The sequence below is a fragment of the Herbaspirillum sp. 3R11 genome, from assembly GCF_004563925.1.
Lineage (GTDB): Bacteria > Pseudomonadota > Gammaproteobacteria > Burkholderiales > Burkholderiaceae_D > Herbaspirillum.
Genome location: NZ_SPNJ01000003.1, coordinates 737,858 through 756,366, shown reverse-complemented (window position 1 = coordinate 756,366; position 18,509 = coordinate 737,858). Strand labels below are relative to the sequence as shown.

Annotated in this window: 16 protein-coding genes; 9 read left to right on the top strand and 7 right to left on the bottom strand. The window is 61.8% G+C overall.

The genetic code is table 11. The annotated features are described in order from the left end of the window. Positions 1 to 176: 176 nt before the first annotated feature. Genes E4P32_RS16855 through E4P32_RS16840 form a run of 4 tightly spaced genes read left to right on the top strand, consistent with a single transcriptional unit; the run spans position 177 to position 4,088 of the window. Positions 177 to 1,154 carry an ABC transporter permease gene (locus E4P32_RS16855; protein WP_116434688.1) on the top strand — a complete coding sequence of 326 codons (978 nt, stop codon included), beginning with the start codon at positions 177 to 179 and terminating at the stop codon, positions 1,152 to 1,154. Position 1,155: 1 nt separating this feature from the next. Next, entirely contained in the window at positions 1,156 to 2,067 is a 912-nt protein-coding gene (locus E4P32_RS16850) for an ABC transporter permease (RefSeq protein WP_116434689.1), read from the top strand. A gap of 12 nt (positions 2,068 to 2,079) precedes the next feature. Continuing rightward, positions 2,080 to 3,063 (top strand): ABC transporter ATP-binding protein, encoded by a 984-nt coding sequence (locus E4P32_RS16845; RefSeq protein WP_116434690.1) that lies wholly within the window; start codon positions 2,080 to 2,082, stop codon positions 3,061 to 3,063. Beyond that, the gene (locus E4P32_RS16840; protein ID WP_116434691.1) at positions 3,060 to 4,088 is read left to right on the top strand and encodes an ABC transporter ATP-binding protein; all 1,029 of its coding nucleotides are present in this window, start codon (positions 3,060 to 3,062) and stop codon (positions 4,086 to 4,088) included. The genes E4P32_RS16845 and E4P32_RS16840 overlap by 4 nt, the downstream gene beginning before the upstream one ends. A 58-nt stretch (positions 4,089 to 4,146) precedes the next feature. On the opposite strand, the gene E4P32_RS16835 is transcribed toward E4P32_RS16840, so the two are convergent. Both E4P32_RS16835 and E4P32_RS16830 read right to left on the bottom strand, forming a co-directional pair. Next, a complete protein-coding gene (locus E4P32_RS16835; RefSeq protein WP_116434692.1) occupies positions 4,147 to 4,701 on the bottom strand; it encodes a GNAT family protein in 555 nt (184 codons plus the stop codon). A gap of 244 nt (positions 4,702 to 4,945) precedes the next feature. Next, on the bottom strand, positions 4,946 to 6,370 hold the full coding sequence (locus E4P32_RS16830; RefSeq protein ID WP_116434693.1) for a M20/M25/M40 family metallo-hydrolase: 1,425 nt from the start codon (positions 6,368 to 6,370) through the stop codon (positions 4,946 to 4,948). Positions 6,371 to 6,512: 142 nt separating this feature from the next. On the opposite strand from E4P32_RS16830, the gene E4P32_RS16825 reads away from it, so the two are divergent. Continuing rightward, positions 6,513 to 7,151 carry a LysE family translocator gene (locus tag E4P32_RS16825; RefSeq protein ID WP_116434694.1) on the top strand — a complete coding sequence of 213 codons (639 nt, stop codon included), beginning with the start codon at positions 6,513 to 6,515 and terminating at the stop codon, positions 7,149 to 7,151. Here E4P32_RS16825 and E4P32_RS16820 read toward each other — a convergent pair. Beyond that, positions 7,148 to 7,978 (bottom strand): AraC family transcriptional regulator, encoded by an 831-nt coding sequence (locus E4P32_RS16820; protein ID WP_116434695.1) that lies wholly within the window; start codon positions 7,976 to 7,978, stop codon positions 7,148 to 7,150. The genes E4P32_RS16825 and E4P32_RS16820 overlap by 4 nt on opposite strands. Positions 7,979 to 8,065: 87 nt before the next feature. On the opposite strand from E4P32_RS16820, the gene E4P32_RS16815 reads away from it, so the two are divergent. From E4P32_RS16815 to E4P32_RS16805, 3 genes are all read left to right on the top strand, one after another. After that, the gene (locus tag E4P32_RS16815) at positions 8,066 to 10,177 is read left to right on the top strand and encodes a molybdopterin oxidoreductase family protein (protein ID WP_116434696.1); all 2,112 of its coding nucleotides are present in this window, start codon (positions 8,066 to 8,068) and stop codon (positions 10,175 to 10,177) included. Continuing rightward, entirely contained in the window at positions 10,159 to 11,259 is a 1,101-nt protein-coding gene (locus E4P32_RS16810; protein ID WP_116434697.1) for an aminopeptidase, read from the top strand. The genes E4P32_RS16815 and E4P32_RS16810 overlap by 19 nt, the downstream gene beginning before the upstream one ends. Positions 11,260 to 11,525: 266 nt before the next feature. Continuing rightward, the gene (locus tag E4P32_RS16805; protein WP_116434698.1) at positions 11,526 to 13,208 is read left to right on the top strand and encodes a long-chain fatty acid--CoA ligase; all 1,683 of its coding nucleotides are present in this window, start codon (positions 11,526 to 11,528) and stop codon (positions 13,206 to 13,208) included. A gap of 82 nt (positions 13,209 to 13,290) precedes the next feature. Here the strand turns inward: E4P32_RS16805 and E4P32_RS16800 are convergent, their stop codons facing one another. The 4 genes from E4P32_RS16800 to E4P32_RS16785 all read right to left on the bottom strand — a co-directional run bounded on the left by E4P32_RS16800 (position 13,291) and on the right by E4P32_RS16785 (position 16,448). After that, positions 13,291 to 13,908 (bottom strand): 2-dehydro-3-deoxy-6-phosphogalactonate aldolase, encoded by a 618-nt coding sequence (locus tag E4P32_RS16800; protein WP_116434699.1) that lies wholly within the window; start codon positions 13,906 to 13,908, stop codon positions 13,291 to 13,293. A gap of 26 nt (positions 13,909 to 13,934) precedes the next feature. Continuing rightward, a complete protein-coding gene (locus E4P32_RS16795) occupies positions 13,935 to 14,903 on the bottom strand; it encodes a 2-dehydro-3-deoxygalactonokinase (protein ID WP_116434700.1) in 969 nt (322 codons plus the stop codon). 12 nt (positions 14,904 to 14,915) lie between these two features. Next, positions 14,916 to 15,866: a 2-hydroxyacid dehydrogenase gene (locus tag E4P32_RS16790; protein ID WP_116434701.1), complete on the bottom strand. Its 951-nt coding sequence runs from the start codon at positions 15,864 to 15,866 to the stop codon at positions 14,916 to 14,918. Positions 15,867 to 15,980: 114 nt separating this feature from the next. Beyond that, complete coding sequence (locus tag E4P32_RS16785; protein ID WP_016832814.1) at positions 15,981 to 16,448, bottom strand: acyl-CoA thioesterase; 468 nt, start codon at positions 16,446 to 16,448, stop codon at positions 15,981 to 15,983. Positions 16,449 to 16,590: 142 nt separating this feature from the next. Here E4P32_RS16785 and E4P32_RS16780 point away from each other — a divergent pair, with 142 nt between their 5' ends. Continuing rightward, positions 16,591 to 18,465 (top strand): ABC transporter ATP-binding protein/permease, encoded by a 1,875-nt coding sequence (locus tag E4P32_RS16780; RefSeq protein ID WP_116434702.1) that lies wholly within the window; start codon positions 16,591 to 16,593, stop codon positions 18,463 to 18,465. Positions 18,466 to 18,509 lie beyond the last annotated feature (44 nt).

Sequence of the window (18,509 nt, the reverse complement as noted above, 5' to 3'; positions counted from 1 at the left end):
TGCTCTATTGCCATTTCGACATGGTGTGTTGAGAAGTGCGACGGCAAGTCTTTTGTCGCTGTGTCGTCTATATTACTCCCAGGCTTGAACGGCTTCCACAAATGTAGTTGCTTCTCTTGCATGTTTTCTGCACCATGCGTTTTTCGCAGTTTTTTTCATTCACCAGCCAACCGCCAATGCTTGTTTTCATAATCCGCCGCTGCGTCCAGAGCCTTGCCGTGTTATTGCTGATGTCGCTGCTGGTGTTCGTCAGCGTCTACGCCATCGGCAATCCCATCGATATCCTGATCAGCGCCGACGCCGACCAGATCGAGCGTGCGCGCGTGATCGCCGCCTTCGGCCTGGACCAGCCGCTGTGGGTGCAATATTTTTACTTCATCAAGAATGCCTTGGCAGGCGACATGGGACGTTCCTTCGTCTACGCCACGCCGGCGCTGGGCCTGATCCTGGAGCGCCTGCCGGCGACGCTGGAACTGGCCGTGTCCGCTATCCTGATTGCCATCGTGATCGGACTGCCGCTGGGATTATGGGCGGGTTTGCGGCCGAAGAGTTTTGCCGGCAAAACCATCATGACGGTGTCGATCTTCGGCTTTTCGCTGCCGACCTTCTGGGTCGGGCTGATGCTGATCATGGTGTTCGCGGTCGAGCTGGGCTGGCTGCCGACCGGCGGACGCGGCCAGACCATGCTGCTGTTCGGCATTCCGTTCGGCTTCCTGACCTGGGACGGGCTCAAGCATTTGCTGATGCCGGCGCTCAACCTGTCGCTGTTCAACATCGCGCTGATCATCCGCCTCACGCGCGCCGGCACCCAGGAAGCGCTGCTGCAGGATTACATCAAGTTCGCGCGCGCCAAGGGTCTGCGCAACAGTCGCATCATCGGCGTGCACGTGCTCAAGAACATCCTGATTCCTATCGTCACCGTGGTGGCGCTGCAGTTCGGCTCCATCATCGCATTCTCGATCGTGACCGAATCCATCTTCGCCTGGCCAGGCGTCGGCAAGCTGCTGATCGATTCGATCCGCGTGCTCGACCGGCCCGTGATCGTCGCCTTCCTGTCGCTGATCGTGGTCATCTTCATCCTCATCAATCTGTGTGTCGACCTGCTGTATTCGCTGCTCGATCCGCGCGTACGCCTGTCGGAGGCGAAGGGCTGACATGGTTTCGAAATTAATCCGGAAAATCACCCAGGCCGACACGCCGTTCACGCGCTTCCTGCAAGGCTATTTTGCCAGCCGCATCGCCACCTTCGGCTTCGCATTGCTGCTGCTAATCCTGCTGGCGGCCTTGTTCGCGCCGCTGGTCGCGCCGCAGAATCCCTACGACCTCGAACATCTCGACGTCATGGACTCGCGCCTGGAACCAGGCAAGACCGCCATGGAAGGCAATCTCACCTATCTGCTCGGCACCGACGACCAGGGTCGCGACATGCTGTCGGCGATCCTGTACGGCTTGCGCATTTCCGTCATGGTCGGCGTCACCAGCACCGTGATTGCGCTGGCCATCGGTCTGTCGCTCGGTTTGCTGGCCGGCTATGCAGGCGGCCGTATCGAGGCGCTGATCATGCGCGTGGCTGACATCCAGCTGGCGTTTCCGCCGATCCTGGTGGCGCTGATTTTGCTGGCCTTGACCGGGCGCGGCGTCGACAAGATCATCATCGCGCTGGTCACCGTGCAATGGGCGTATTACGCGCGCACCACGCGCAGCACCGCGCTGGTGGAGCGCAAGAAGGAATACATCGAAGCCGCGCGCCTGCTCGGCCTGTCGCCGCTGCGCATCATGTTCCGCCATCTGTTGCCGAACTGCCTGCCGCCGCTGATCGTGATCGCGGCGCTGCAAGTGGCGTCGGCGATTTCGCTGGAGGCGACGCTGTCCTTCCTCGGGCTCGGGCTGCCGGTGACGGAACCGTCACTGGGGTTGCTGATCTCCAACGGTTTCCAATATCTGATGTCAGGAAAATACTGGATCAGCTTCTTCCCCGGCGTGGCGCTGCTGGCGACCGTGGTGGCGATCAACCTGGTCGCCGATCAGTTGCGCGACGTGCTCAATCCACGCCTGCAAGGTCAATAGGGAGACAACGCGATGACCGCCACCTTGCAAGTAGAAAACCTGCAGACACATTTCCTCTCGCGCGGCGGTATCGCGCGCGCGGTGGATGACGTCTCCTTCACCGTCGAGCCGGGCCAGGTCATGGGACTGGTCGGCGAATCCGGTTCCGGCAAATCGATGACGGGTTACTCCATCATGGGTCTGATCGACGAGCCGGGTAAAGTAGCCGGCGGCCGCATCCTGCTCAACGGCCGCGACCTGCGCAGCCTGCCCGCCGAAGAAATGCGCCGCATCCGCGGCAACCGCATCGCGATGATTTTCCAGGATCCGATGATGACGCTGAACCCGGTGCTGCGCATCGACACCCAGATGATCGAAGCCGTGCGCGCGCATCAGGACGTCAGCAAGGACGCCGCGCTGGCGATGGCGCGCGATGCGCTGGTGCGGGTTGGCATCGCCGCGCCGGACGAGCGCCTCAACGCCTATCCGCATCAGTTCTCGGGAGGCATGCGCCAGCGCGTCGCCATTGCGATTGCGCTGCTCAACAAGCCGGACCTGATCATCTGCGACGAGCCGACCACGGCGCTCGACGTCACCATCCAGGGCCAGATTCTGTTCGAGATGCAGAAGCTGTGCCGCGAATCCGGCACGGCGTTGATCTGGATCACCCACGATCTTTCCGTGGTCGCCGGATTGGCCGATACCGTCAGCGTGATGTACGCCGGCCGCATCGTTGAAAGCGGCGACGTCGCCCAGGTGCTGACCCACCCACGCCATCCCTACACGCATGGCCTGATCGCCTCGGCGCCGTCGCGCAATCCGCGTGGCCAGGCCCTGCGACAGATTCCTGGCAGCACGCCATCGTTGTTGAAACTGCCGTCCGGCTGCGCGTTTCGCGACCGTTGCGCGCACGCCACCATTGAATGCGCGCAGACGCCGGAGACGCGCATCGTCGACGGCCGCGCCTTGCGCTGCTTCCATCCGATGGCTGATGAGTTTGCCGGGAGCGTTGCATGAATCAGGAACACGACAACATGCCGCCATTGCTGGAACTGCGCCACGTTTCCAAACGCTTCATCAAACCGCTCGACAGCGCCGCCAAGACTTCCAACCTGATCACGCGGCCGTTCGGCAAAGTCCTGCACGAAGAAGTCGTGCATGCAGTCGACGACGTCAGCCTGCACATCAACGCCGGCGAAGTGGTCGGCCTGGTCGGTGAGTCGGGGTGCGGAAAATCGACCCTGGGCCGCATGGTGGTCGGCCTGCACGGGCTGACCGAAGGGCAACGCCTGTGGCGCGGCGAAGACCTCGACGCGCTGTCGCCGCAGCAACGGCGCGAGCGTCAGCTGGCGATCCAGATGATTTTCCAGGATCCCTACGCCTCGCTCAATCCGCGTTTGCGTGTAGTCGACATCGTCGGCGAAGCGCCGGTCGTACACGGAATCACCGGCAAGCGCGAGCAGCAGGACTATGTTGCCGACCTGCTGCAGCGCGTGGGATTGAGCGGCGACATGCTGCGCCGTTTTCCGCATCAGTTTTCCGGCGGCCAGCGCGCCCGTGTCGGCATCGCGCGTGCGCTCGCGGTCAAACCGAAATTCCTGGTCTGCGACGAAGCCGTTGCGGCGCTCGACGTGTCGATCCAGGCGCAGGTGCTCAACCTGTTCATCAAGCTGCGCGACGAGCTCGACCTGACCTATCTGTTCATCAGCCACGACCTCGGCGTGGTGCGGCACATTTCCGACCGCGTGCTGATCATGTATCTGGGGCGCATCGTCGAATCGGCGCCGACCGATGCCGTCTTCGCGCGCGCCAACCATCCCTACACGCAGGCGCTGCTGGCCTCGGCGCCGAAGCTGGAAGTCGGCAAGGCGACCTATTTCGCCGTCAAGGGCGAAATCCCGTCACCGCTTAATCCTCCATCGGGATGCCACTTCCATCCACGCTGCCCGCATGCGATGCCGCGCTGCTCGGTGGAAAAGCCGCTGCTGCGGGAAATCGCTCCGGGGCATATGTCGGCTTGCCATTTGAACGACGCGCAATAAAAAACACCGGAGATCAGTATTCAACTGAAACCCGGCGTTTTTATTGCGACATTGTTGTCTATTTCATTTCAAAGAATTTGAAATTCTTCTCGGACACCGCAGCGAAAACATGTCGACTCGCAATTCTTCCGTTCTTGATGAAACTGCTCTTCAACGTTCCTTCTTTCAGGAATCCGCATTTCTCAAGCACTCTGACAGAGGCGTGATTCCAATCGAATACCGTAGTATCAATGCGCGCCAACGCCATTTGATCGAACGCATAAGCAACGATGCTCTTCACCGCTGACGATGCGATTCCCTTGCCCCAAAACTCTTCCCCCAGCCAATAGGCGAGGCCGGCGGTGTGTAGTGCCGTACCTGCTCGTGTGCTCAATCCGATGCCGCCTGCAAGGAAGCCATTGGCTTCAATGGCCCAGGATGTTCTGTTGGTAAGCATTTTCATCTGTTGAACAAAATGCGTTGCGTCTTCGATTGAATAGGGGCTGGGAAAGCGATCTGCCATGTTGGCGGCGATCTTCGGATTGTCAGCAATCCCAGGAAGTTGTTTTACATGCCGATCTTCCCAAAGAACGAGAGATAGATTTTTATCAATTTGGATGATTTCGTTCTTCATGTTGTATGGACTCGTCTAAAGAGCTGGAGGATTCTTCCCGCGCGATGTGGCCTCCTTGTTGCAGGTGACCATTCATATGGCGAATCTATTATTTTTGCTTTCAGCGCGTCAATGACTCCGGGATCGATAAGGGCACGTTCTCGTATAACTTGGGCGATAGACAGGCGCATCTATTTAGCAACACGCAATAAAAAACGCCGGGAATCAAAACTGAACCCGGCGTTCTTGTTGGTCCGACGTCGCTTCAGGACGCCAGTTTCTTCACCAGCTTCAAAATGAATTCACGGCTGTCGTACAGACGCGGAATCTCGACTCGCTCATCCAGTCCGTGTGTGCGCAGGTCGGCCGGGTCAAAGAATAGGCCCGACACGCCATACATCGGGATACCGGCATTGCGCGCGAAGCGGCTGTCGGTCGCGCCCGTGCTCATGAACGGAATCACCGGTACGCTCGGCCACATCTCGCCGGTCAGTGCTTCGATGGTCGAGAACATCTCGCCCTGCAGCGGCGACACCGGGCTGCGGGTCGGCTTGGCGAACTGGCGCATGGTGATCTTGTCGTTGGCGCCGTTGTTGGTGATCACCTGCTTCAGTTGCGCTTCGACCTTGTCCGGATCATCGAACGGCAGCATGCGGCAATTGACCACTGCCTTGGCCGATTGCGGCAGGGCGTTTTCGGCGTGGCCGGCGTTGACCATGGTGGCGGTGCAGGTGGTGTGCAGTTGCGCGTTGTACAACGGCGTCTTCGACAGGCGTTCGATAACGGCGGCATCGGTGCTGCCGTTGCCGACTGCGCGCATGTCGTCAGCCAACTGGCCCGACATCAGCGGTGCGGTGCGGCTGAAGTAGGTCTTGGTGACGTCGGCCAGCATCACCGGGAAGCGATAGGCGCCGAGACGCGCGAGCGCTTCCGACATGGCGTAGATCGGATTGGTGGTGGTCGGCAGCGAACTGTGGCCGCCGACGTCACGCAGTTCGAATTCATAGGTGGTGTACAGCTTCTCGGCGATCTGCACGCGATGCAGATTGGGTTTGCCGTTGCGCAGTTCGCCGCCACCGCCTTCGTTGATGCCGAACTCGGCTTTCAGCAATTCGGGTTTGTTCTTGAGCAGCCACATGGCGCCGTTGCTTTCGACGTCGCCGCGCTCTTCATCGGCGGTCAGCGCCATGATGATGTCGCGCTGCGGCTTGAAGCCTTCCTGCTTCAGCTGGCTCAGCACAGAGACGAAGGAGGACGCCATCGCCTTGTCGTCGATGGAGCCGCGCGCGGTGAAGTAGCCGCCGGTTTCCTGCAGCTTGAAGGGATCGGTTTTCCAATCTTCGCGCTTGGCTTCGACCACGTCGATGTGCGCCATCAGCAGCATCGGTTTCTTGGTGCCCGTGCCTTTCCAGCGCAGCACCAGATTGCCCTTGCGCGGGAAGGGTTCGATGATCTGCATTTCATCCTTGCTGAAGCCGGCCTTGAGCAGGACGTCCTGCATCGCCTGCGCCGCCTGGGTGGTGCTGCCGACCGAATGGGTGGTGTTGATCTCGACCAGTTCCTTGTAGATCGCGTGGAAGCTTTGTTGCTGCGGCGTCAGGGGTTGGGTGGTCTGGGCCAAGACGCTGGAGCAGGCGAGGACGGCCGCTGCCGAGGCGATGCTGCGCAGAGGGGGAAAACGGAAATGCATGGGGAGTCTCCTGGAGGAAATTGAATTATTTCTTGTGGGAAAGTGATCCTAACGCAAGCCGCCTTCGTCTGCAATTTTGTTCAATACGACCGGCGCCGCGCCGCCTAGCATCGGGGCCTCATCTTCGAGGGAGCGATGCACTATGGTCATGCAGGAATTCATCATGCTGGCGGCGGCGCACTGGCTGGCGCTGGTCAGCCCGGGGCCGGATTTTCTTCTGCTGTTGCGCAGCGCCTTGCGCCATGGTCGTCGCAACGGCATCGGCGCCAGTCTCGGGATCGCCTGCGCCAACGGCGTCTACATCGCGCTGGCGCTGGCCGGTTTCAGCCTGTTGCAGCGTAGCCCCGGCGTGCTGACGGTGATGAAGTTGTTGGCGGCGGCATATCTTGCGTACATCGGCTGGGCCTTCATGCAGGCCAGCCATGCGGGACCGGCGGTGATGACGGGAGAGGCCGGCGGCATCAAACGCGACGGCTTCCTGCGCGGTTTCGTCGCCGGCTTTTTGTCGGGCGGCCTGAATCCGAAAAACGGCTTGTTCTATCTTGGCCTGTTCACGCTGATGGTCGGCGCCGGTACCGGCATGCACATCAAGTTGCTGTACGGCTTGTGGATGTTTGCGGCGGTGTTCGTCTGGGATGCCGGGCTGGTGCTGGCGGTGTCGAATGCGCGCGTGGCGCGGTGGATCGCCCGTTATTTCGCGCGCGCCGAGTGGCTGGCCGGCGTCATCCTGCTGCTGGGCGGAACGGCGCTGGCGATTGCTGCGGTCGTTGCTGCTGTCTAGGCGATCAACTGGTATTGCGCCGGCGTCGCCGCCACGCGCGATTTGAAGATGCGGTGGAAATGGCTCTGGTCGGCGAAGCCGGTGCGATAGGCGACGTCGGCCAGCGACGCGCCGCGCCGGAGGAAATCGCGCGCCAGGTTGATGCGCATGTCGATTTGCAACGCGTGCGGCGTCATGCCGAACTGCGCGCGGAACTGGCGGACCAGCTGATAGCGGCCGACGCCGGCCAATTGTGCCAGCGTCTCCAGCGCGATCTTGTCGCAGCAATGCGCTTGCAGGTAGTCGCGCACGCTTTGCAGGTCGGCCGGGCGCGCCTGATGCATTTCGAGGTCGGCTTCCTTACATATTCCGAACAATTCGCACAACGCAGCGATCAGCACAGTTTCCTTTTGCAAGGCTTCGTCCTTGCCGCTCATGGCCGCAGTGACGTCATCCATCAGTGCGGCCGCACGCGGCGAGCGCAGCACCTGCGACGCCGGCAGGGCGTCGATGCCGCTTTCTTGCAGCAGTTGCAACAGCCATTGGCGGTCAAGATGGAACATGCGATAGCCCCAGCTCTCGCGGTCGCGAGGGTTGCATGAATGCACTTCGTCGGCGCCGATCAGTACCACGTCGCCGGGGCGGATCTGCGTTTTCCTCTGCGGCAGAGAGAACGTGCTGGCGCCGGCATCGACCACGCCGATCGAGAAGGTCGGGTGCGTGTGCGGTGCATAGCAACTGACGCTGCCGACCGCACGCCGGCCTTCGCAGAACGGCAAGTCGGCGTCGCGCCAGAATTCGACGACAGGTGCGTAAGCGGACGGCAGGGAAGATTGTCTGGATGACATCGCGACGGCTTTATAAAGGATGCTGCATTTTAAGATAAAGTAGCAGATTGTCGCGCCATTCCGTCGCGCGCCCATGAGTTGATTGCCATGAATTCCGTTTCCGAAACCATCATCGTCCGCGCCGCCTGCCCGCACGACTGTCCCGACACGTGTGCTTTGCTGGTGACCGTCAAGGACGGCGTCGCCACCGAAGTCAAGGGCGATCCCGATCATCCGACCACCGCCGGCGTGCTGTGTACGAAGGTGTCGCGCTACACCGACCGCACATATCACAAGGACCGCCTGCTGTATCCGATGAAGCGCGTCGGCAAAAAAGGCGAAGGAAAATTCGAGCGCATCAGCTGGGACGAAGCGCTCGACACGATCTCCGCGCGGCTGAAGGAAGTCGCCGCGCGCGATCCGCAAGCCATCCTGCCGTACAGCTACGCCGGCACCATGGGACTGGTGCAGGGCGAGTCGATGGCGATGCGTTTCTTCAACCGCATCGGCGCCTCGCAACTGGACCGCACCATCTGCGCCTCGGCCGGTGCCGCCGGTTACAAGTACACGCTGGGCACACGCCTGGGCGCCGACACCGAACACGTGCAGGACGCCAAACTGGTCATCATCTGGGGCGGCAATCCGATCGCCTCCAACCTGCATTTCTGGATGCGCGTGCAGGAAGCCAAGCGACGCGGCGCCAAGCTGATCGCCATCGATCCCTACCGCTCGCTGAGCGCCGACAAATGCCACCAGCACATCGCCCTGTTGCCGGGCACCGATGCGGCGCTGGCGCTGGGCATGATGCACGTGCTGATTAACGAAAACCTGCTCGATGCCGACTACATCGCGCAGCACACGCTGGGCTTCGACCAATTGAAACAGCGCGTGCAGGAATGGCCGCCGCAACATACCGCAGAAGTGTGCGGCATCAGCGCCGATGAAGTGGTGCAGCTGGCGCGCGAATACGGCGCCGCCGCACAACGCGGCGAGATCACGCTGATTCGCGCCAACTACGGTTTGCAGCGCGTGCGCGGCGGCGGCATGGCGGTGCGCAATATCGCCTGCCTGCCGGCGCTGGTCGGCGCCTGGCGTCACGCCGGCGGTGGTTTGCAGTTGTCGACTTCCGATTCATTTCCGAAAAACGGCGCGTTCCTGCAACGGCCTGACCTGCTGCTGCAACATAACAACGGCGTGCCGACGCGCACCATCAACATGAGCACCATCGGCGACGATCTGCTGCGCGAGGCATCGGCCGATTTCGGCCCGCGCGTGGAAGCGATGATCGTCTACAACTCCAACCCGGTGGCGGTTGCACCGGAGTCGGGCAAGGTGATGCAGGGCTTCGCGCGCGAGGATCTGTTCACGGTGGTGCTGGAGCATTTCCAGACCGACACCGCCGACTACGCCGACATCCTGCTGCCTGCCACCACGCAGCTTGAGCACATCGACGTGCACGCGACGTACGGCCACGTTTACATGATGGCCAACAACGCCGCCATCGCTCCGCTCGGCGAAGCCAAGGCCAACTCGGAAATCTTCCGGCTGCTGGCCGCGCGCATGGGATTCACCGAAGACTGCTTCAGCGACAGCGACGACGCCATCGCCGCACAGGCCTTTGATCGCCGCCATCCGCGCGCGGCCGATTACGACTGGGAGCGTCTCAAGGAAAAAGGCTGGCAGCGCCTCAACATGCCGGCCGCACCGTTTGCCGAGGGCGGCTTCGGTACGCCGTCGGGCAAGTGCGAGTTCTATTCTGCGCGCATGCAGGCCGATGGCCTCGACCCATTACCCACCTATATCGCGCCGTACGAATCGGTGGCCAGCAATGCGGAACTGGCGCAGAAATATCCGCTGGCGATGATTTCGCCGCCGGCGCGCAACTTCCTCAATTCTTCCTTCGTCAACGTGCAGAGCCTGCGCGACACCGAAGGCGAACCGCATCTTGACATCCATCCTGACGACGCCGCCGCGCGCGGCATCGTCAGCGGCGCCGAGGTCAGGATTTTCAACGACCGCGGCAGCATGCTGGCGAAGGCGCGCGTGACGCCGAAAGCGCGCATCGGGTTGGTGGTGGGCTTGTCGATCTGGTGGAAGAAGTTTTCCGGCGACGGCAAGAACGCCAATGAAGTCACCAGCCAGCGCCTCACCGACATGGGCAATGCGCCGACGTTTTACGACGTACTGGTGCAGGTCGAGGCATGTCCATCCGGCGTCTGAGCAGGCTCTCCAGAATCGTCCTGGCGGGGAGCCTGGGCGCGGCTTTGCTGCTGGCGTCCGGTTGCAGTTCGCTCGGTTATTACGCGCAGGCGGCGCACGGCCAGTTTTCGCTGCTGGCGCAAGCGCGGCCGATTGACGACTGGCTGGATGATCCGCATACCTCCGGGCGTCTGCGCGACAAGTTGCAGACGGTGCGCGAGATCCGGCGCTTCGCGGTGGCGGAACTGGCGCTGCCTGATAACGGCAGCTACAAGAGCTACGCGCAGCTGGAGCGGCCCTTCGTGGTGTGGAACGTGGTGGCGGCGCCGGCCTTGTCGCTGAAGGCGCGGCAATGGTGCTTCCCGGTCGCCGGCTGCGTCGACTATCGCGGCTACTACAGCCAGCAGGACGCGCAGCAATACGCCGACGGCCTGGTCAAGGAAGGCGACGACGTCCAGGTGCTGGGTGTGCCGGCCTACTCGACGCTGGGCTGGTTCAACGATCCGGTCATGTCGACCTTCATCAATTATCCCGACGCCGAACTGGCGCGCCTGATCTTCCACGAATTGGCGCATCAGGTGGTGTACGCCAAGGGCGATTCGCAGTTCAACGAATCGTATGCCACCACGGTCGAAGAGATCGGCCTGGAGCAATGGCTGCAGGCGCATCATGACGACAGACTGCGCGAGGCGTACAAGGTGTTCGCCGGACGCAAGCAGGACTTTCTTGAACTCTTGCTGAAATACCGGTCTCAGCTGGAGTCCAATTACGAAGGCGACGGTAGCGAAGCCGACAAGCTGCGCCGCAAGGCCGAGATTTTCGATGCGCTGCGCGCCGAGTACCAGCAGCTCAAGGTGCGTTGGGGCGGTTTCGCGGGTTACGACCGCTGGTTTGCCATGCCGTTGTCGAACGCCCATCTGGCGCTGGTCGGTACCTATCACGACCGGGTGCCGGCGTTTCGCGAACTGTTCCGGCGCAGCAGCGGCTTCGCGGATTTTTTCGAACGTGTGAAAGCGCTGGCGAAGCTCGACAAGACGGCGCGCAATGAACAACTGGATCGTCTGCAGGGCAATGTTCAACCGATGCATTCGGCGGCGAAATGAACATCCGGGTGTAAAAGTTGCCAATTTGGAAAAGATGGGGCAAGGTAGGGCTTTGCCATGCAGTTGCTGCAAAAGGCAGATGAAAACGCGCATGCGGGAAGAAACGAGAAAATTTTCTTAAATTTCCTCAAAATACTTGCCCTTAACGAGATTGGCCGATAGCATCTGCATTAAATAAAAACACAACCGTGCTTTTTTCTGCAGTGCGCATCCAAGCCGCGGGAAACAACCGGCAGCCGCCCTGAACCGGAGACAAAAGGAACAATATGGACAAATTCTGGCTTGCATCTTATCCCGCAGGCGTCCCTGCCGACATCGACCCCAACCGCTACCAGTCGCTGGTCCAGCTGATCGACGAAGCTTTCGCCAAATACGCCGACCGCAACGCCTATGTCTGCATGGGCAAGCACATGACCTACGGCGAGCTGGACCAGCTGTCCACCGCGCTGGCCGTCTGGCTACAAAGCACCGGCCTTAAAAAGGGCGCGCGCGTGGCGATCATGATGCCCAACGTGCTGCAATATCCGATCGCCATCGCCGCCATCCTGCGCGCCGGCTACACTGCGGTGAACGTCAATCCGCTGTACACGCCGCGCGAACTCGAACACCAACTGAAGGACTCGGGCGCCGAAGCCATCTTCGTGCTGGAGAACTTCGCCTGTACGCTTGCCAAGGTCATCGCCAACACCGACGTCAAACACGTCGTGGTCGCGAGCATGGGCGAGATGCTGGGTGGCCTCAAGGGCGCCATCGTCAACCTGGTGGTGCGCCACGTCAAGAAGCTGGTGCCGCCGTTCTCGCTGCCGCAATCGATCACCTTCAAGCAGGCGCTGTCGCGCGGCCATGGCAAGACGCCGGCGCCGGTCGAAGTCGGCCACGACGACATCGCCTTCCTGCAATACACCGGCGGCACCACCGGCGTCGCCAAGGGCGCGGTGCTGACGCATCGCAACCTGGTCGCCAACGTGCTGCAGGCCGAAGAATGGCTGATGCCGGCGCTCAAGCAGGGCGCCAAGCTCGATCAGCTGGTGTTCATCTGCGCGCTGCCGCTGTATCACATCTTTGCGCTGACGGTCTGCAACATGCTGGGCACGCGCGAAGGCGCACTCAACGTGCTGATCCCGAATCCGCGTGACATCCCGGGCTTCATCAAGGAGCTCGGCAAGTACAAGGTCAACACCTTCCCGGCGGTCAACACGCTGTACAACGCGCTGCTGAATCACCCCGATTTTGCCAAGCTGGATTTCTCCGGCTATCGCTGCTGCGTCGGCGGCGGCATGGCGGTGCAAAAGTCGGTGGCGGACAAATGGAAGAAGGTCACCGGCTGCCCGATCATCGAAGGCTACGGCTTGTCCGAAACCTCGCCGATCGCCAGCGCCAATCCCTGCACGATCACCGATTACACCGGCACCATCGGCCTGCCGCTGCCGTCGACCGAATTCCTGATCCTGGACGACGACGGCAAACCGGTGCCGCTCGGCCAGCCCGGCGAAATCGCGATCCGCGGTCCGCAAGTCATGGCAGGTTACTGGAATCGTCCCGACGAAACCGAAAAGGTCATGACGCCGGACGGCTTCTTCAAATCGGGCGACATCGGCATCATGGACGAGCGCGGCTATACTCGCATCGTCGACCGCAAGAAAGACATGATCCTGGTCTCCGGCTTCAACGTCTATCCGAACGAAATCGAAGGCGTGGTCGCGGCCCATCCGGGCGTGCTGGAATGCGCCTGCGTCGGCGTGCCCGACGAGCACACCGGCGAAGCGGTCAAGCTGTTCGTGGTGCGCAAGGACAAGTCGCTGACTGCCGAGCAGTTGATGGCGTATTGCAAGGAGCAGTTCACCGGCTACAAGAAGCCGAAGTACATCGAGTTCCGCGATGAACTGCCCAAGACCAATGTCGGCAAGATCCTGCGCCGCGAGTTGCGCGACGAGAAGAAAGCGGCATGATTTCTTGCATTGGAATTCTTCCGTAGCAGAAATAAAAAACGCGACCTTCAAGGTCGCGTTTTTCATGGCCGCAAGAGGGAGATCAGGTCTGCTTCCAGGCGCTGACGAAGGCATCGGCATTCTTCCTGACTTGCTCCACCGTCATGCCGGGTTTGTACAACGCCGAGCCGAGGCCGAACGCAGAGGCGCCGGCGGCGGTGAATTCCTTCAGGCTGTCCGGCGTGATGCCGCCCACCGGCACCAGCATGACGCTGGCCGGAATCACCGCGCGCCAGGCCTTGACCACCACCGGTCCGAGCTGCTCGGCCGGGAACATCTTGAGAATATCCGCACCCGCTGCGAGCGCCCCGAAGGCTTCGGTCACGGTGGCTACGCCGGGCGCGCTGGCCAGGCCGGCGGCGGTGGCCGCACGGATGACTTCCGGATCGCTGTGCGGCATGACGATCAACTGGCCTTCGGCGTCCTTGACCTGCAGCACCTGCGCCGGCGACAGCACGGTGCCGGCGCCGACCATGCAATTGGCCGGCAGCACGTTGCGCAATACGCGGATGCTTTCGAACGGTTCGGGTGAATTGAGCGGGACTTCGATGATGCGAAAGCCGGCGTCGTACAAGGCCAGTCCGACCGCTTCGACTTCGTCGGGACGAATGCCGCGCAGGATCGCGATCAATCCGCATTGCTTCAGTGCTTCTTTCAACATGGTGTTTCTCCAGTGAGCCGGACGGTTCAGTTCAGCAGTCCGGCTTGTCGTGCGATCTTCCACAGGCCGCGTTCGGTGGCTTGCGCCGCGATATCGATGCGGGTCAGTCCGTACAGGTTCAGGGCGGTGCGGTAGCGCGCGCACAATTTGTCGTCGCCGATCAGGATGATGTACGGCTCGGCGGTGCCGCCGGCGTCGGCGCGCGTCGCTTTGAGCGCCGCGATTTCATGGCCGATCAGCAGGCCGGAGAGATAGTCCGGCTGACCGGTTGCGCCGAGCTGGCCGACCAGTCCCAGCGTGCGGCTGCTGAAAATGTTCGACAGCATGCCGGCGCGGCCGTCTTCCGAAGACGCAACACGCAGGCCGCGCTCGAAGGCTGCTGGGTCGCTTTGTTCGCGGTGTTCCATGGTGCGGCCGAGGATGGTGTGCTGGCTCAGCGCGGCATAGACTTCGCCGGTCATGAAGGTATCGAAATGGGTGATGGTGCGGTTTTGCACGCGTACCCATTTCGAGTGCGTGCCGGGCAAGCCGATCAGTACATCGTCGCCGCCTTGCCAGGTGTCGAGCGCGCCGACCACTTGCGTTTCCTCGCCGCGGATCACGTTCGGCAACGCTGCGCGCTGCAGCAGTCCGGGCACGATGTGCAGCGTGCGGCCGGCGCCGAGGTCGACGCGGGTCAGTTGCTTGCCGATGTCGGCTACGGCGAGCGGAATCTCGACGTAGCTGGCTTCGCGCCAGCCCTGCGCGCTGCCGACCATGCCGGCGGCGATCAATGGTGTCGCAGGATTGCTTTGCAGCCAGTCGCCGCAGGCTTCGTCGAAGGCCTTGGCGAAACCGGCTGCGCGGCTGAAGTCGCCCTCGACCACCGGCAGGTTCATGATGCCCCACGGCAGGCCGCGCTTGTCCAGCACGGCGCCATCCTCACCGAGACGGTAGGCGCGCAGCGACGTGGTGCCCCAGTCGAGCGCGATGAGCCGGGTTGCAGTGGCGCTCATGACGTTCCCGATTTAACGCGGCACCGGCGTCAGCAACGGCTTGCCGCTGAAATGCGCCTGCAGGTTGTCGAATGCCAGGTCGGCCATGGCGGTGCGGGTGATGACGGTGCCGCTGGCCATGTGCGGCGTCAGCGTGAGGTTCGGCAGCTTGGCCAGCGCTTCCGGCACGTTGGGTTCCGCTTCGAACACGTCGAGGCCGGCGCCGGCGATCTTGCCTTCCTGCAGCGCCTTGATCAGGGCCGTCTCATCGATCACCGAACCGCGCGCGACGTTGATCAGGAAACCCTTGGGGCCGAGCGCGTCGAGCACTTCAGCATTGACCAGCGCACGCGTGCCGGCGCCGCCCGGCATCGACAGCACCAGGAAGTCGACTTCGGCAGCCAGCGTCTTGAGGTCAGCCACGTAGCGGTAGGGCACGTCGCTTTGCGGCGAACGGTTGTGATACGAAATTTCCATGTCGAAGGCGGCGGCACGCTTGGCGATGGCCTTGCCGATGCGGCCCAGGCCGACGATGCCCAGGCGCGAGCCGGTGACCTTGGTGGTCAGCGCGAACGGACCTTTTTTCCATTCGCCGCTGCGGGCGAAACGGTCGGCGTCCACCACGCGGCGTGCAGTCGACAGCAGCAAGGTCATGGCGAAGTCGGCGACGTCGTCGGTCAGCACGTCGGGTGTATTGGTCACTTCGATGCCGCGCTCGCGTGCGGCGACGGCGTCGACGCCGTCATAGCCGACGCCGAAGACGGAGATGATTTCCAGTGCCGGGAAGCGGGCGATGTACTCGCGCGAGACCTTGGTTTCACCCTTGGAGGCGATGCCGCGGATGGACGGCGCGACGGCGGCCAGGGCGGCTTCGCTCAACGTGGTGGCATCGTGGCAGGTGAAATGGTCTTGCAGGCGTCGCATCAGGTGCGGCGGCAGTGCTGCGGCGATGAGGATGTCGGGACGGGCGGAAGTGGAAGTCATGGATTGGGTTTGATCGGTGGAGTGGATGAAGGACGGTTGGGAAGCAGGCGCGCAAGAGAGGGCCTGCGCGCCGGTTCGGAGAATGATTAAAAAACGGGTGAAAAAATGAATAAATCAGGCAGCGCACCAGCCGCCGCCGAGGTCTTGCAGGCCGCTGGTGATCGGCACGCTGTCGCCGGGGGCCAGCGGAGGGAGTTCGCGCGGCTTGCGGTTTTCGTCGGTGGCGACGTAGGTCAGGGTTGCTTCGGTGACTTTAACGACTTCAGCCTGCAGGCGGTTGCGCTCGGCGTAAACCTCGACGTTGACGGTGATCGAGGTTTTGCCGACTTTGACGATATCGGCGTAAAACGACAGCAGATCGCCGACGAAGACAGGATGTTTGAACAGGAACGAGTTGACGGCGATGGTCGCCACGCGGCCGTTGGCGCGCTTGGTGGCGGGCAGCGAACCGGCAATATCGACCTGGGCCATGATCCAGCCGCCGAAGACGTCGCCGTACACATTGGCGTCGGATGGCATGGGCATCACACGCAGATGCGGCATTTTGCCGACGGGCAGCGAAGTATTGTGCTGACTTGTCATTACGTTTCCTTTTGAAAGCGTGAAGTCCTGCGGACTCTTATAATGCGGAAGATCAGGGATAACCTCCTAGTTTATAGGAGTCGCGGGATCTGCGTGGCTCCTCCGCAAAACAAAAGCACAAATTTTTCCGGGCAATTTTTTCATGCGTCGATATCCTCCGTCCGCCGCGCCGCAAGCCGCGCGCACACCGTCCGTTCCCGCTCACAGCGACTGGCAAACGCTGGGCACCTTGCTGCCTTATCTGTGGACCTACAAATGGCGCGTGCTGCTGGCGCTGGCTTTCCTGGTTGGCGCCAAGCTGACCAACATCGGCGTGCCCTTGTTGCTTAAACAACTGGTCGATCGCATGACAATCGGTCCGAACAACCCGCAGGCGCTGCTGGTGCTGCCATTGTCGTTGCTGGTGGCGTATGGCGCGTTGCGGCTGGCGACGACGGTGTTCACCGAACTGCGCGAATTCATCTTCGCCAAAGTGACGCAGCGCGCGGTGCGCACGATTGCGTTGCAAGTGTTCCGCCATTTGCATGCGCTGTCGCTGCGCTTCCACCTGAACCGGCAGACCGGCGGCATGACGCGCGACATCGAGCGCGGCACCCGCGGGGTGTCGTCGCTGGTGTCGTATGCGCTGTTCAGCATCCTGCCGACGCTGATCGAAATCGCCCTGGTGCTGGTCTACCTGGTGTTGCACTACGAGATCTGGTTCACCGTGATCACGGCCGGCGCGCTGGCGCTGTACATCGTGTTCACGATCACCGTGACCGAATGGCGCACGCACTTCCGCCGGACCATGAACGACCTCGATTCGCGCGCCAATTCCAAGGCCATTGATTCGCTGCTCAACTATGAAACCGTGAAGTATTTCAGCAATGAAGACTTCGAAGCGCGCCGTTACGACGAAGGCCTGCAGCGCTACGAGGCGGCGGCGGTCAAGTCGCAATCCTCGCTGTCGCTGCTCAATTCGGGACAGTCGGCCATCATCGCCATCGCGGTCACGCTGATCCTGTGGCGCGCCACGCAAGGCGTGATCAGCGGCAAGATGAGTCTGGGCGACCTGGTGCTGGTCAACGCGTTCATGATCCAGCTGTACATCCCGCTCAATTTCCTCGGCGTGATCTATCGCGAAATCAAGCAGAGCCTGGCCGACATGGAACGCCTGTTTTCGCTGCTGGAACAGAACAAGGAAATCGCCGACGCGCCCGACGCGAAGCCGCTGGCGACGAACGGTGCGGCGCTGCGTTTCTCGCATATCGATTTCAGTTACGAGAGCAAACGCCAGATCCTGTTCGACGTCGATTTTGAAGTCGCCGCAGGCACCACCACGGCGGTGGTCGGCCACAGCGGCTCGGGCAAGTCGACGCTGTCGCGCTTGCTGTATCGCTTCTACGATATCGACGCCGGCGCCATCACCATCGACGGCCAGGATCTGCGCAACGTCACCCAGGCCTCGCTGCGCAAGGCCATCGGCATCGTGCCGCAGGACACCGTGCTGTTCAACGACACCATCGGCTACAACATCGGCTACGGCAAGCCCGGCAGCAGCCAGGAAGAAATCGTTGCCGCCGCCAAGGCGGCCTATGTGCATGACTTCATCGAGTCGCTGCCGGACGGATACGAGACCACCGTCGGTGAGCGCGGCCTGAAGCTGTCCGGCGGCGAAAAGCAGCGCGTGGCGATTGCGCGCACCTTGCTGAAGAACCCGGCCGTGCTGATCTTCGACGAAGCCACTTCAGCGCTCGATTCCAAGGCCGAGCAGGCGATTCAGGAGCAATTGAGCGAGATCGCCGAAAGCCGCACCACGCTGATCATCGCGCATCGCCTGTCGACCATCGTCGATGCGCATCAGATCCTGGTGCTGGAACATGGGCGTATCATCGAGCGCGGCACGCATACGCAATTGCTCGCGGCCGATGGCGCCTACGCGCAGATGTGGGCGCGCCAGCAGGCGCGTGAGGATGATGAGGGTGAGGAAAGCGGTGAAGGCACCGAGCCGCCGTCGCCATCGCTGCAACTGGCGTAAGCGAAGAACCATAATAACGACAACGCGAGCGGCTCCATCGTCGA

What these genes read in the sequence shown, in the direction of transcription:
- E4P32_RS16820 (WP_116434695.1), bottom strand. Translation starts at nt 7,978, where the DNA reads ATGTCATCCAGACAATCTTCCCTGCCGTCCGCTTACGCACCTGTCGTC.
- E4P32_RS16830 (WP_116434693.1), bottom strand. Translation starts at nt 6,370, where the DNA reads ATGCATTTCCGTTTTCCCCCTCTGCGCAGCATCGCCTCGGCAGCGGCC.
- E4P32_RS16810 (WP_116434697.1), top strand. Translation starts at nt 10,159, where the DNA reads ATGTCCATCCGGCGTCTGAGCAGGCTCTCCAGAATCGTCCTGGCGGGG.
- E4P32_RS16800 (WP_116434699.1), bottom strand. Translation starts at nt 13,908, where the DNA reads ATGTTGAAAGAAGCACTGAAGCAATGCGGATTGATCGCGATCCTGCGC.
- E4P32_RS16785 (WP_016832814.1), bottom strand. Translation starts at nt 16,448, where the DNA reads ATGACAAGTCAGCACAATACTTCGCTGCCCGTCGGCAAAATGCCGCAT.
- E4P32_RS16805 (WP_116434698.1), top strand. Translation starts at nt 11,526, where the DNA reads ATGGACAAATTCTGGCTTGCATCTTATCCCGCAGGCGTCCCTGCCGAC.
- E4P32_RS16815 (WP_116434696.1), top strand. Translation starts at nt 8,066, where the DNA reads ATGAATTCCGTTTCCGAAACCATCATCGTCCGCGCCGCCTGCCCGCAC.
- E4P32_RS16780 (WP_116434702.1), top strand. Translation starts at nt 16,591, where the DNA reads ATGCGTCGATATCCTCCGTCCGCCGCGCCGCAAGCCGCGCGCACACCG.
- E4P32_RS16840 (WP_116434691.1), top strand. Translation starts at nt 3,060, where the DNA reads ATGAATCAGGAACACGACAACATGCCGCCATTGCTGGAACTGCGCCAC.
- E4P32_RS16855 (WP_116434688.1), top strand. Translation starts at nt 177, where the DNA reads ATGCTTGTTTTCATAATCCGCCGCTGCGTCCAGAGCCTTGCCGTGTTA.
- E4P32_RS16790 (WP_116434701.1), bottom strand. Translation starts at nt 15,866, where the DNA reads ATGACTTCCACTTCCGCCCGTCCCGACATCCTCATCGCCGCAGCACTG.
- E4P32_RS16850 (WP_116434689.1), top strand. Translation starts at nt 1,156, where the DNA reads ATGGTTTCGAAATTAATCCGGAAAATCACCCAGGCCGACACGCCGTTC.
- E4P32_RS16825 (WP_116434694.1), top strand. Translation starts at nt 6,513, where the DNA reads ATGGTCATGCAGGAATTCATCATGCTGGCGGCGGCGCACTGGCTGGCG.
- E4P32_RS16795 (WP_116434700.1), bottom strand. Translation starts at nt 14,903, where the DNA reads ATGAGCGCCACTGCAACCCGGCTCATCGCGCTCGACTGGGGCACCACG.
- E4P32_RS16835 (WP_116434692.1), bottom strand. Translation starts at nt 4,701, where the DNA reads ATGAAGAACGAAATCATCCAAATTGATAAAAATCTATCTCTCGTTCTT.
- E4P32_RS16845 (WP_116434690.1), top strand. Translation starts at nt 2,080, where the DNA reads ATGACCGCCACCTTGCAAGTAGAAAACCTGCAGACACATTTCCTCTCG.